Annotated in this window: 12 protein-coding genes and 2 pseudogenes; 13 read left to right on the top strand and 1 reads right to left on the bottom strand. The window is 45.4% G+C overall.

The window, feature by feature from the left end; translation table 11 throughout:
• The first annotated feature begins 1 nt into the window (after position 1).
• The 10 genes and pseudogenes from HF864_RS03925 to HF864_RS03880 all read left to right on the top strand — a co-directional run bounded on the left by HF864_RS03925 (position 2) and on the right by HF864_RS03880 (position 8,521).
• On the top strand, positions 2-937 hold the full coding sequence (locus HF864_RS03925; protein ID WP_169461789.1) for a DMT family transporter: 936 nt from the start codon (positions 2-4) through the stop codon (positions 935-937).
• An 89-nt stretch (positions 938-1,026) separates the two neighbouring features.
• The gene (rfbD, locus tag HF864_RS03920; protein WP_169461788.1) at positions 1,027-1,878 is read left to right on the top strand and encodes a dTDP-4-dehydrorhamnose reductase; all 852 of its coding nucleotides are present in this window, start codon (positions 1,027-1,029) and stop codon (positions 1,876-1,878) included.
• Between the two features lie 309 nt (positions 1,879-2,187).
• Complete coding sequence (locus HF864_RS03915; RefSeq protein WP_169461787.1) at positions 2,188-2,787, top strand: helix-turn-helix domain-containing protein; 600 nt, start codon at positions 2,188-2,190, stop codon at positions 2,785-2,787.
• Positions 2,784-3,632 (top strand): annotated as a pseudogene (locus HF864_RS03910) (IS3 family transposase). The gene HF864_RS03915 and the pseudogene HF864_RS03910 overlap by 4 nt, the downstream one beginning before the upstream one ends.
• A 149-nt stretch (positions 3,633-3,781) precedes the next feature.
• A pseudogene (locus HF864_RS09455) lies at positions 3,782-3,970 on the top strand (transposase); the annotation flags it as partial.
• 129 nt (positions 3,971-4,099) lie between these two features.
• Complete coding sequence (locus HF864_RS03900; protein WP_006499325.1) at positions 4,100-4,789, top strand: response regulator transcription factor; 690 nt, start codon at positions 4,100-4,102, stop codon at positions 4,787-4,789.
• Positions 4,790-4,898: 109 nt separating this feature from the next.
• Positions 4,899-6,077: a HAMP domain-containing sensor histidine kinase gene (locus HF864_RS03895; protein WP_169461786.1), complete on the top strand. Its 1,179-nt coding sequence runs from the start codon at positions 4,899-4,901 to the stop codon at positions 6,075-6,077.
• Between the two features lie 388 nt (positions 6,078-6,465).
• Positions 6,466-7,398 carry an AzlC family ABC transporter permease gene (locus HF864_RS03890; protein WP_033934865.1) on the top strand — a complete coding sequence of 311 codons (933 nt, stop codon included), beginning with the start codon at positions 6,466-6,468 and terminating at the stop codon, positions 7,396-7,398.
• Between the two features lie 23 nt (positions 7,399-7,421).
• Positions 7,422-7,778, top strand: a complete 357-nt coding sequence (locus HF864_RS03885) for an AzlD domain-containing protein (protein ID WP_169461856.1) — start codon at positions 7,422-7,424, stop codon at positions 7,776-7,778.
• 194 nt (positions 7,779-7,972) lie between these two features.
• Entirely contained in the window at positions 7,973-8,521 is a 549-nt protein-coding gene (locus HF864_RS03880) for an alpha/beta fold hydrolase (RefSeq protein WP_056968635.1), read from the top strand.
• Positions 8,522-8,622: 101 nt separating this feature from the next.
• Here HF864_RS03880 and HF864_RS03875 read toward each other — a convergent pair whose 3' ends face one another.
• Positions 8,623-9,804 (bottom strand): cyclopropane-fatty-acyl-phospholipid synthase family protein, encoded by a 1,182-nt coding sequence (locus HF864_RS03875; protein ID WP_169461785.1) that lies wholly within the window; start codon positions 9,802-9,804, stop codon positions 8,623-8,625.
• A 121-nt stretch (positions 9,805-9,925) separates the two neighbouring features.
• Here HF864_RS03875 and HF864_RS03870 point away from each other — a divergent pair, with 121 nt between their 5' ends.
• From HF864_RS03870 to HF864_RS03860, 3 genes are all read left to right on the top strand, one after another.
• Complete coding sequence (locus tag HF864_RS03870; RefSeq protein WP_169461784.1) at positions 9,926-10,954, top strand: AI-2E family transporter; 1,029 nt, start codon at positions 9,926-9,928, stop codon at positions 10,952-10,954.
• A gap of 592 nt (positions 10,955-11,546) precedes the next feature.
• Complete coding sequence (locus HF864_RS03865) at positions 11,547-12,737, top strand: ABC transporter substrate-binding protein (RefSeq protein ID WP_169461783.1); 1,191 nt, start codon at positions 11,547-11,549, stop codon at positions 12,735-12,737.
• Positions 12,738-12,759: 22 nt separating this feature from the next.
• Positions 12,760-13,638: a branched-chain amino acid ABC transporter permease gene (locus HF864_RS03860; RefSeq protein WP_048345601.1), complete on the top strand. Its 879-nt coding sequence runs from the start codon at positions 12,760-12,762 to the stop codon at positions 13,636-13,638.
• The last annotated feature ends 39 nt before the right edge of the window (positions 13,639-13,677 follow it).

The following is a 13,677-nucleotide window of genomic DNA, read 5'->3' as shown; positions in this document are numbered from 1 at the left end:
TATGACTTCAGGAATTATTGCAGGAATTACATGGGCTTTGGAAACTCTAATACTAGGTATTGCATTAAAAATGACGCCTTTTATAAGTACCCAAGAAGCAATCACATTGGCACCATTTGTAAGTACGTTTATTCATGATGGGTTCTCGGCAATTTGGGCAACTTTATATAATTCATTACATGGCAATGAAGGAGAAGTAAAGAAAATACTAAAAACACCAAGCGGAAAATTTGTAATTTTGGCTGCAATTATTGGTGGACCAGTTGGAATGACAGGATATGTTTTAACTGTAAATAATCTTGGACCGTCTATTGGAGCTGTAGCAAGTGCCATTTTCCCAGCAGTCGGTGCTGTATTAGCATATTTCTTTTTGAAAGAAAAGATGCAATGGTATCAATGGATGTTTCTTTTTATTACTCTTTTAGGAGTTTATGGTCTTGGCAACTCATCAGCTCTAAATGTTCGAAACCTATCATTGGGATTGATTGGCGTTATAATGTGTACTTTTGGTTGGGGAATTGAAGCTGTTATTCTTGCGAAATCATTAAAAAATGATGATGTTAAGGATGCTTATGCTCTTCAGATTCGGCAAACAACTTCTGCTATAGTATACGGAGGAATAATTCTTCCCATTATCAATGGTTGGCCATTGGTAATATCTCTTTTTACTAATCCAAAAACAGAAGAAGTAGTATTAGTTATTGCTTTGGCTGGATTATTTGCAACAATTTCGTATCTTTTTTACTACAAGGCCATTTCTAAAATTGGACCATCAAAGGCAATGGCTTTAGATGTTACATATGCTGCTTGGGCAGTTATATTTACAGTCTTATTTTTTCACGATGTACATATTATTACTAAATCAACCATTGTATGTACTGCCGTAGTTTTAGTTTGTGGTATATTATCTGCTACGGATTATAGAGAATTAATTTAAATTTTCAATATGTAGTATAAAAAGTAATCGAATCCAACACTGATGTAAATTTTGGAATATATTATAAATATTGTGATGAGGAATTTATTATGTCAAAAATCTTAATTATTGGCGCAAATGGTCAACTGGGGACTGAATTGCGCCATTTACTGGATGAACGCGGAATTGCTTATGATGCCCGTGATGCCAAGGATATGGACATTACGGACCGTCAAGCAGTTGAAGAACAGGTAACGGCTCTTAAGCCAGCAGTAATCTACCATTGTGCGGCCTATACGGCAGTCGACAAGGCTGAAGATGAAGGCAAGAAGATTAATTGGCGAGTAAATGAAGATGGCACTCGCAACCTGGCTGAAGTAGCAGCTAAAGTTGGTGCTAAGTTGGTTTACCTTAGCACGGATTATGTATTTGATGGTACCAAAACCAGTGAATACGAGGTTGACGATCCAACCAATCCCAAAAATGAGTACGGCAAAGCCAAGCTGGCTGGAGAAAAGGCTATTCAAGCTGCTATGACTGATTATTACATTATTCGGACTTCATGGGTCTTTGGCGAATATGGCAAGAACTTTGTCTACACAATGCTGCGCCTGGCTAAGGATCATGATCGCTTGACAGTAGTTGATGATCAAGTTGGCCGCCCTACCTGGACTCGGACGTTGGCAGAATTTATGACGTATCTGGTTGACCATCATTGTGAATATGGCGTTTATCAATTGTCGAATGAAGATAGTTGCTCTTGGTATGAATTTGCCTGTGAAATTTTGAAAGATAAAGACGTGGAGGTTGCTCCAGTCACCTCTGAGGAATATCCGCAAAAGGCATATCGACCACGTCATTCCATTATGAGCCTGAAAAAAGCGGAAGCTACTGGATTTGCCATCCCAACGTGGCAAACTGCTTTACAGGAATTTATGAGCCAGATTCAAGACAATCATTAATAATTGGAAACAACCTTCTATACATGAGATGACGTGTATAGAAGGTTGCTTATTAGTTATCGAAGAAAGCGTATACATACGTGCCGGAAAATTAATGACCATTTTGAATTTAATAAGAAAAGGGTTAGGCGCAACCCGTACAATACCCCTTAGGGTTGACACTTTAAATAATAAAAGTGTGAATCCTAGGGGGTGTTTTGCATTGTAAGTTATTCAACTATTGAAAAGCTTAAATTACTTCATGATTATCAGAAATCGGATTATGGTTTAACGGTGTACTCCGATTACCATGGTGTCCGACCAGCAAACATGAGTAAGTGGATTAAGCAATTCCTACTCGCTGGATTGGCAGGATTAATTAGACCTAAGCATAATCAGAAGTACTCATTAGAGACTAAGTTAACTGCTGTAAAAGCTTATCTTTCTGGCAAGTATACTAATCAAGCAATTCTCCAGCAGTATCAAATTAGAAATATTTCTCAACTACATCAATGGGTTATCAGTTACAATAATGACAAACTCCGAGTTAATCAGACAACGAGAAAGCGAGTCAGAAAAATGGGACGAAAAGTAACCTTTGATGAAAAGAGGCAGATTGTCCGATGGGCAATTGAACATAACAATAACTATAAAGCGGCTGCAGAGAAGTATGATATTAGTTACCAACGAGTTTATTCTTGGGTACGGAAGTACCGAGTAAATAGCGACTGGGAAGTACTAAAAGATAACCATGGGCGTAATAAAGGAAAAGAGCCCACTAATGAACTAGAAAGACTAAGGAAACGAGTTCGTGAGCTAGAAGTTCGTGACCGTGAACGGGAGCTGCAAATCGCTTTTGCAAAAAAATTAGTCGAAATACGCAATCGGGAGGTGAAACGACCGGACGATATCAAGCGATTCAAGAAATGAACAATGAAGGTTATTCTATTAGTGAATTGACCAAGGTCGCTGGAATTACTAGATAGGCTTACTACAAATGGCTGAAACATGAACCGACTAAATATGAGATTGAAGAATCGGAGATTCTCCAATTGATTAAACAGTTAGAAAATGAACACAAGCAAAGCGTTGGCTATGACAAAATGACTAGGTTAATCAAGTTAAGTCATCAGATTCCTTATACCGTCAATAAGAAACGAGTCATTCGCATTATGAAAGACCATAGTATCAAAGCTGACTATCGCCAGCCAACCCATAAACGTATTCAAGCCCAGCAAACTTATGAAGCTGAAAATATTCTTAACCGACAATTTGACCAAACCGCAGCTAACCAAGTTTGGGTTACGGATACGACGGAACTAAATTACGGAATCCGGCTTAATAAAGTTCGTCTACATGTAGTATTAGATTTATATGGTCAATATCCAGTAAGCTGGTTAATTACACCTACAGAAACCGCTGAAGGAGTAGTTCAAGTGTTCGAGCAAGCACGGATGAAGGAAGGAGCATTAGCTCCGTTAATTCATACTGATCGAGGTGCGGCGTATACTTCCAAAGCATTTAATCAATATTTAGTAGTTAATAATGCCCAACACAGTTATTCAGCACCAGGGACACCGGCTGACAATGCCGTAATAGAACATTGGTGGGCAGATTTTAAGGCTATTTGGATCGCACACCTGCCTAAAGCACAAACATTATTAGAACTAGAAGGACAAGTTAGAGAAGGAATTACCTATTTCACTGAAAAATTTATCTCAGCGAAGAGAAATGACCTTACTGCAGCGGAATACCGTTTTGGCAAGGCCAACTAATTTTTATTATTTAATGTGTAAACTTGACAGGGCACAGTACCTTTTTGAAAGGATGCGATTCTTCGTGAAGGAGGATATCAAACCAAACTTTAGTCAGATTGCCAGACAATATGGCGTTGATCGAAGAACGGCTAAAACTTTATATGATAAATTTGTGGTCACGTAGCTATTACATGGGGACACTGGGGAACATGAGCAAGGAGGTTGTAGAGCGCTATATTGCCAACCAAAGACGACTAAAAGTGACCACCTCTCAAAAGAAAATGGCGCCTTACGATACTAATAAAGGGGCATTTTCCCTCCCGATTAAAATCGTAGGATTCCTGCCCAAGTTTTAATTGAAGTACCACGCGCTGGAACGACTGTAATTTAAACATTTCTAAAGCCCGCGCCTGATGCGAGCTTTTTTCTTTTAGGCTCGTTATAATAAAAGAAGCTAAATTACGAAAAAATGAGGAGTACGGCTTATGAAAATTTTGATTGTTGATGACGATAAAGACATCGTTCAATTATTAGAAATCTATGTCCGCAATGAAGGATATGAGCCAATCACTGCCTACAACGGCAAAGAAGCCCTAACCAAATTAAACACCAACCCAGATATTAGCCTGGTAATCCTAGACATCATGATGCCAGAAATGGACGGGATGGAAGTTATCAAGCAGGTGCGCAAGGATTCATCAATTCCAATTTTGGTGGTTTCGGCCAAGACAACGGACATGGATAAGATTCAAGGCTTGATCACGGGGGCCGATGATTATGTCACCAAGCCTTTCAATCCCCTGGAGGTCATGGCCCGTGTCAAGTCCTTGCTGCGGCGGAGTAAAGGCGATCTGACCAACGATGAGCCGGATGTCTTGAACGTTGGCCCGTTGGTGATTAACAAGGATTCCCACGAGGTCAAGACGCTCAAGGGTGATACGATTCAGCTGACGGCGCTGGAATTTGGAATTTTGTACCTGCTGGCCAGTCATCCTAACCGTGTTTTCAGTGCGGATGATATTTTTGAACGAGTTTGGCAGCAGGAGTCCGTGGTTTCGGCTAAGACGGTCATGGTTCACGTCAGCCACTTGCGCGATAAAATCGAAGCCGCTACCGGTGGCGAAAAGGTCATCGAAACGGTGTGGGGCGTTGGCTACAAGGTTGAAAGCCACTAGTTTTGATTTGTTAGATAAGGTCCGGCGCTCAGATAAATGGGCATTGGGCCTTTTATCATGTTTGGTCGGCAGGCTCGCGGTATTTACGTGGGCGGTTAGGGGGTAAAGTTTGAAGTTAACTACGCGTGAAAAGAGCTCGCTATTTTTTGAGGGCGTCTCGACGGTGATTTTGCTAGCGATGATCAATCTGGCCATCATCGTGATTCTGCAATGGATCGTGCGGCATAATCCCGGCGTCAACAGCGGGATCTTCATCATTAAACAATCCTTGGCGTTTGGCCCGATGGAGATTCGTATCTGGAGCTATCAGCGCATCGTGATCGGCATCATGCTGGTAATTGATGTCTGGGTTCTCTGGTGGCGCTTGATGCGGCGCTATCGGCAGTACCAAATGGACCACATTATCAGAGAACTGCATTACATCGCGCAGGGACATCTGGATCACCGCATTCCCTTTAAGCTCAATGGTTCGCTGCAGGACGTCATTACCAGCGTTAATACGTTGGTTGACAGCGTCGTTCAGTCAATGGACGATGAGCGGCAGGTAGAAAAGTCCAAAGATGAGCTGATCACCAACGTCAGCCACGACCTGCGCACGCCGCTGACCAGCATTATTGGCTACCTGGGTTTAATCGAAAACAAACAGTATCACAGTGAGCAAGACATTTTGCAATACAACCACATCGCCTACGAAAAAGCCGTGCAGATGAAGGGGATGGTCGATGATCTGTTTGAATTTACCAAGGTACAGCAGCATGGCGCTCCACTTAATTTTATGAAAGTCGATCTGGATCCGCTGTTGGAACAGGTCAGTGCCAGTTTTGAGCTGGAAGCCGAAAAAAAAGGAATTGAGATTTCCACGCACGTTGATCCTAAACCGTTAATGATTGAAGCTGATCCGGAAAAACTGGGGCGGGTCTTCAGCAATCTGGTGGCAAACGCCTTGAAGTATGGTCATGGGGCCACCTGGATCAAACTTTCGGCCGCGCGCTACCATGACATGATCATCGTGAAGGTTGCCAACAACGGGGAGCCGATTCCGCAAAAGTCGCTGAAGCACGTCTTTGACCGGTTCTACCGTGTTGAGTCATCGCGCTCTAAAGCGACTGGCGGGACAGGGCTGGGCCTGGCAATCGTCAAGGGTGTCGTGGACCGGCACCATGGTCAGGTCTCGGTAGCCTCTGATGAAAAGGAAACCGCCTTTACCGTGGTGCTGCCAGCCAGTCAAACCGCGCCATCAGAAGCAGCGGTCAATGGGGACTCTGCCAAAGCGCAGCCAGCCGAATAGCATTGTGACTACTGGCTGTAAAATGCCGGCAGTTGAGTGATTATTGATAGCTGAGTCAGCTAAGATCGGCCATGGCTCCGGTCAGCTGAAATTAACTGACTGGCGCCCAGCGAATTTGGTGCCATAAATCAATGCAGGATCGGGCTGCCGGTGCTGCATTTTTTGAGTCGGCAGCATTGTATGCATGGGCTGATCATGATAATGCTGCATATGAACAGTTCGTGCTGGCAGCTTGCCCTTGCTTAACGATCAGCAAAAACCGAACTAAATCGGGCTATTCTGGTATTCTTTAAAATTTAAATATGTTAGACTGGAATTGCATCGTGTTCAAAGGAATACGAGATAAAAGATGAAAAACAATTAAATTAAATGCTGGGGGATATACTTTTTGGCTAAAGCACAGCAAATCAATCCAGAAGGTGCCAGATGGCTGCAGGTCTTAGGCGTTTCGATGCCGCTTTGCCTGAGTTACGTGCCAATTGGCGTTGCCTGTGGGATTTTGTTACACGCCGCGGGGATGAACTTCCTGCTGACGTTTCTTGTTTCGGTGATGGTTTTCTCCGGTGGGGCTCAATTCATCTTGGCTTCACTGTTGATGCTTGATGCACCCATCTCCTCAATCTTTATGACGCTGTTTTTCTTGGAACTTCGCTATGCATTGCTGGGATCAAGTCTTTCCAAGTATATGCAAAACGAGTCGCAGCGCTTCGTCTGGCTGTTTTCTGTTTCGATGAACGATGAAAACTATGCCGTCAACTATCTGAAATTCGCGACCGACAAAAACTGGACGCCAAAAGATGCCTTAATGGTTGAGCATTACTCGCTTTTATCATGGGCAGGGGGCAATATGGTCGGCGGTCTGATCGGTAGTGCCGTGCACATCGATCTGGAAATCGTTGACTTTGCCTTGACGGCGCTGTTCTTATACATGATCGTGATGCAGGTGCGCAATCACCTGTCATTGTTGATCAGTCTGGTTTCCGCGGTACTGGCAGTCATCTTCTTGAGTCTGACCAAGAGCACGCTGGGAATCATCATCGCGACTTTGATTGCTTCGTTTATTGGTTTCATGATCGAAAATACGGTTCGCCAACGTTCTGATCATCCCGATGATGCCTGGATCATGCGCAAACTGTTCCGACCGGCTTCATCGCGTGATACGATCAGCGACCGCCAAGAAAAGGACCGAGAAGCTGAGGTTGAGGCCGAGCTGAAAGCCGAGTTGCAAGAAAAACTGCAAAATGATGCCAAAACCGATGAGGCAGCCAGTGATTCGGCAGCAGTCAAGCAGGAGAGCAAGAAATCGAGTGGAGATAAATAGACATGAGTGATTTATTAACTGGTATGCCGGTACTATCATTGGTGCCCAGTCATCACAACCTGACCTATCATTTGATCGTCATCGTGATCGCGGCCTTCGCGGCATTTATCCCGCGCTACTTCCCAATGCGTTTCTTTACCAACCGGAAGATTCCGCTCTGGTTTAACGAATGGATGAAGTACGTGCCGGTCAGTCTGTTTACGGCATTGGTTGTTAAGTCGATCTTTATGAGTAAGACCTACACCTTTGTGCCATTTGGTCATGTCAGTCAGATCCTGGCAGCCGTTATCGTAATGATCGTGGCCTACTTTACGCGATCCATGGCCGTTTCGGTAATCGGCGGGTTGGCCGCGGTATGGCTGATTTCTTTGGTGATTTAAAATATTTGCAAATAATTGAAGCGTCATTTTCAAGCGTATGATGGCTGGGTTCTGAGGCCAATCATCATGGGCTGCCTTGCGTCGGAACTGTCCGCGCCGGCTGAAAATGGCGCTTTTTCATTTTGCGTTAAGCTAGCTGGGGCGATTCATCTTATAATTAAGCCAAGTATTGATAAAACGAGGGGAGCAATTTGATGAAAAAAGCATATTTGATTCATGGGACCTCCACCCGCGATGATGACTGGTTCCCATGGCTAGAAAAAGCGGCACGACCGGAAATTGAGCTGGATCGACTCTGGCTGCCCGATCCGTTTGCCCCGCAACCGGCAGCGTGGAATCAAGCGGTTGATGATCAAATCAAAGCTGAAGATGGCATTACGCTGGTAGCGCATAGTCTGGGCTGCATAACGGCAGTACGCTGGCTGGCGCGGCATAACGTTAAGAACGTGGGCCTGCTTTTGGTAGGGGCGTTTGATCAGCCGCTGCCAGACTACGCGGGTTTAGATGAATTCATGCAGGGCGGGGTTGACTATCGCCAAGTGCGGCCCAAGATCAGCCGTGCGACCGTGATCACAGCGCAAAACGATCCCATTGCGCCATATCAGTTTGGTGTAGCCATGGCCAATCGATTGGGTGCCAAATTGATCGTACGTCCAGATGGTGGGCATTTCTTAACCAGTGATGGCTTTACGGAATTTCCGCTAGCATTGACGGAGCTAAAACGCGTTGCCGGCGTTGCCTGACTTGGTGGCCATTGCGACTAGCATTGACATTAGATTTATCGCTAGCTTTATCTTCAAAATAAAAAGATCCGCCATACTGAAAACGTGACGGATCTTTTTATTTATTGCTGATTGCTCATGTAATCGCGGGTCATTGGCAGGTTCTTGCCGGATGCACCCTTGGTAATCAAGAATTGCATGACGTCGATGTTGCCCGATTCAAATGAGGCCGCGCACGCCTGCAAGTACAGATCCCACATGCGTGTAAACCGTTCGCCCATCATATCTTGAATGTGAGCGCGATGGGCATTGAAGTTCATGTCCCAGATTTCAAGCGTTCGCTGATAGTGGCGGCGCAGCATTTCAATGTCGGCAATCTGCAGATTATTTTCAATGATGTGGCCAACCATTTCCTGCAAGCCCGGCACATAACCACCAGGGAAGATGTACTTATTGATCCAACCGTTGTAGGCGCCGCCTTGTTGACGCGTAATCCCGTGAATCAGAGCCACGCCATTATTGGTCAAATAGCGAGCGATATCTTTAAAGTATAGACCCAGGTTTTCTTTACCGACGTGTTCAAACATTCCCACGGAAACAATATAGTCCCATTTTCGATCGCCTAATTCGCGGTAGTCCATCAATAAGACCTCGGCGACGTCCTGCAGGTGCTCTTCTTCAATCTTATTTTGGACCAGACGATACTGTTCTTTGCTCAGCGTAACGCCGGTAACCTTCAGCCCGTATTCGCGCGCGGCCGTCAGCATCAAGGTGCCCCAGCCGCAGCCGATGTCGAGCAGCGTCTTGCCTGGTTGTGGATGGAGCTTGTTGATGATGTGGTGCACCTTGGCCATTTGAGCAGCTGTCAGGTCATCGTGGTTGCCATTGGTAAAGTAGGCACATGAATAGGTCAGCGTGTCATCCAGCCACAGCTTATAAAAATCGTTGCCGACGTCATAATGGCTTTGGACGTCACTGGCGCTTTCCTTTTCACCATGACTCTGTTTGGGCATCATATGGCGGAACTTGCTGCTGCGCATAAAGCTGTCTTTGCTTTCGTAGGCCGATTCAATGACTTTTTGAATGCTGCCGTCAATTTCGATTTTCTTATCCATGAAGGCCTCGCCTAAAGCGATTGAAGCGTTTTTGGTCAGGTCGCGCACTGGGATCTTCTCGTTGAACCGAATTGTTGCTTGCGGCTCGCCATTGCCGTAAACGACTGAGGAGCCATCCCAGAATACGATTTTGACTGGGATGGTAAATGAGCGGCTCAGCAAGACTTTATAAAATGTCTTTTCCAACATGTGCTTTTCCTTCTTTCCAATCCGTATGCAGGTTATTATACACCAGGCAGTAAAATTAGGCGGAATTTGCATCATTGCATGCTATACTTAGGCTAAATTGTCTAAAAATAGGAGGGATTGGATGGTCAATGCATGGCATCGATTCATCGATAACGTACCATTAAGGCGGTTTGCGGTGTTGGCGCTGTTGATCTGGGTGCTCTATTTGGTGCGGGGAATGCTGAGCGCGATCCTGCTGACGTTTATCTTTACATACATTGTAGTGCATTGGGTTCGTTTCGTGCAGCGCTGGCTTCCCAAACTGCCCTCGTTGCTGGTAGTCTTGGTAACCTATGCCGTTTTGATCGCGGCGGTTTATTTTGCGGTGACCAAATACCTGCCACTGCTGATTACGCAGATTATCAAGATGGTTAATTCAGTCTTGAAATTCTATCAGTCACAGGACGGTTCTTGGCTGATCAAACAGCTCAATCACTACATTAGTGCCAAAACCGTAACGGCTCAGATCAAGCATGGCATCAACCTGGCCTTTTCGACCTTGACCAGTTTGACGAAGATGGCAGTGACGTTCTTGATGTCTTTTATTCTGAGTTTCTTTTATACGATTGAGCTCAGGCAGATGTATTCGTTCAGCCGACTGTTTTTGACTAGTGAGCTGTTCAGCTGGCTGTTTGAGGATATCTACTTTTTTGGCAAGAAGTTCGTCAATACGTTCGGCGTGGTCTTAGAGGCCCAGTTCTTCATCGCGCTCTGCAATACGGCGCTGACGACGATCTGTCTGATGTTTATGCATATGCCGCAGATTCTGGCGTTGGCTTTGATGGTCTTTGTTTTCAGTCTGGTGCCGGTTGCTGGGGTGATCATTTCACTGATTCCGCTGAGCATGGTTGGTTATTCGGTCGGCGGCATTCGCGATGTGATCTACATTATCATTATGATTATTGCAATTCATGCGTTGGAGTCGTACGTCTTGAATCCCAAGTTTATGTCCAGTCGCACGGAACTGCCGATCTTTTATACGTTCGTAGTGCTGATGGTCAGTGAAAAGCTGTTTGGTACCTGGGGCTTGATCGTTGGCGTGCCGATCTTTACTTTCCTGCTTGATATTATGGGCGTAAAGTCAATTGGTGACAAAAAACAAAGTGAATAGCTTTAAAGACCAGGATTGATGGAAATCGGTGCTGGTTTTTAATTATCCAATTGGTAATTAGATGATCACTGCTCAAGCGACTACGGCTGTTTGAGCAAATTATCCGTATCTATGCAAATTGTGGGCAATATGAGAAGGGCGGCGTTGGGCAATGCGAGATAGTTGTGGATTGTCATTCTCATTCAAAAGCAATCGTTTTAAATTGTTGATTAAGACAAAATTAAAAACGAATTAAAAAACGTGTTGACTTTCTAATGATCAACTCGTAGACTAAGACACATCAAATATTTACTACGGCAAAAGAAAGGAGCCATGGATCATGAAAAAGCAATTATTCGTACAATTCAACAACATGGCTCTTCAATTGAACGCCCTACTGCTACTGCAGGTCAAGGACCCGGTTGCGTGATTAAGCATTTTTGCTGATCAGCGATTGAGCCCTTCTTTCTGTTGGCATGAGGGCCGATCGATACCGGTTGAGAAAAGCCCTCATTCCATTGCGGATGAGGGCTTTTTTCTTTGATCAAATGCAGTCAGCAAAATATTTGATTGATTGAATGATGAGAAAAATTAAACAAGGGGAGTCAGGCTTATGAAGATTAAAAATAAGAAAACGGGGATTGCCATAATGATGGCAGCCATGACCATGATGGCAGCAGGATGTTCCGCAACTGGTTCGCAAAAAGGCAACTCAGCTTCAGGCAATACGATTAAGGTTGGGGTCAACATGGAACTGTCTGGCGCGGCCGCTGGCTATGGTCAACAAGAAGAAAACGGGATCAAGCTTGCCGTTCACGACATCAACAAAAACGGCGGTATTAAGATTAACGGCAAGAAGATGAAGATCAAGATCATCACGCGCGACAACAAGACCTCAACTTCAACGGCGGCTTCGGTTGCTTCACAATTAACCACCAAGGACAAGGTTGTTGCTACGGTCGGCCCCGCAACGACCAACGCGGCTACGGCAGCTATTCCAAACCAGACTAAGGCGCAGGTGCCACTGGTTTCACCAACCGCGGCTGATCCTAGCTTTACGCGGACTAAGAAGGGTGGCGTTCAAAAGTACGTCTTCCGGGCCCAGGCACAAAACAACTACCAAGGTCAAGTGGCTGCCAACTTCGCCAACACGCATCTGAAGGCTAAGCGCGTAGCTATCTTGGCTGATAACTCCAGTGACTACGGGACGGGACTTGCCAAAGCATTTAAGAAGAACTTTAAGGGTACGATCGTTTCAACGCAGTATTTCCAAGAAGGCGACAAGGACTTTAGCTCTTTGATCACGGCTATCAAGAACAAGAAGATCGATGCCATCTACGTTCCGGGCTACTACTCTGAAGTCGGTGTAATTATTAAGCAGGCTCGTGAAGCCGGAATTAATGCCCCAATCATTGGTTCTGGTGGAATGGCAGATCCAAAGCTTGCCAAGATTGCCGGTGCTTCAAACGCAACCAACGTTTACTACACGACGCCATTCTCCACGATTACTGCTAAGAACAATGCCGAAGCTCGTAAGTTTATGAAGGAATACAAGGCTAAGTACGGTCAAACCGCACCAACCTACTCTGCATTGGGCTACGACGCGACGATGATGGTTGCCAATGCCATCAAGAAGGCCAACTCAACCAATTCCAACAAGATTACGGAAGCCTTGGCTAAGACTAAGAACATGAAGGGAGTTACTGGTACGATTTCAGTTAACAAGCACCACGACCCACAAATGAAGATGTCGGTTGAACAAATGACCAATGGCAAGGTTGTCGCCGGCTACACTGTTAAGTAATTAAAGAAAGGGGGCACCAACCGTGCAAATCTTTATGCAGCAACTGATCAACGGTCTCTCGCTCGGCAGCATCTACGCGCTGTTGGCTTTGGGATATACGATGATCTATGGGATTATCAAGATTATTCACTTCGCGCATGGTGACGTCTATATGCTGGGGGCGTTCTTCGGCTACTATACGATCAACGTTTGGCATTTCAACTTTATCATGGCGCTGTTCGGCTCAATGATCTTCTGCGCTCTGGTGGGCATGCTGATCGAGTTTGTCGCATATCGGCCGCTGCGTCATTCATCACGGATTGCCGTTTTGATTACGGCGATTGGGGTGTCTTACTTTTTGGAAAACGGCATGTCGGTCCTGTTCTCTGGCGACACTCGTGACTTTCCCCAGGTGATCAAACAGGTTAACTATGAATGGTTCGGCATTCGGGTAACCAATATCCAGTTGTTGATCTTTGCAACCACGATTATTTTGATGATTATTTTGCAGTTGATCGTTAAGAAAACCAAGATGGGACGGGCAATGCGGGCGGCCGCGGCTGATCCCGTGGCAGCTGAACTGATGGGGATCAATATCAACGGTACGATTTCATTTGTCTTTGCAATTGGCTCGGCTATGGCTGGCGCGGCCGGCGTTTTGATTGGTCTGTACTACAACTCGATTGAACCAACGATGGGGCTGACGCCAGGGATCAAAGCCTTTGTCGCCGCAGTCGTTGGCGGTGTCGGCTCCATTCCAGGGGCGGCAGTCGGGGCCGTGATTATTGGCTGTCTGGAATCACTGATGCAGGCGATTGGCTTCTCAGCTTTCAAGGATGCAGCCGTCTATGTTGTTTTAATTATCGTGTTGCTGTTCTTGCCAGCAGGTCTGTTTGGCAACAAGCAGCCAGAAAAGGTTTAGGGAGGCGCGAAGATGAAAATACGTTGGCAGACCATTGCC

Source organism: Lactobacillus sp. MRS-253-APC-2B (assembly GCF_012843675.1).
Taxonomy (GTDB): Bacteria; Bacillota; Bacilli; order Lactobacillales; family Lactobacillaceae; genus Limosilactobacillus; species Limosilactobacillus pulli.
Note: the sequence above shows the minus strand (reverse complement) of the source record. Positions and strands in the feature narration are given on the sequence as shown.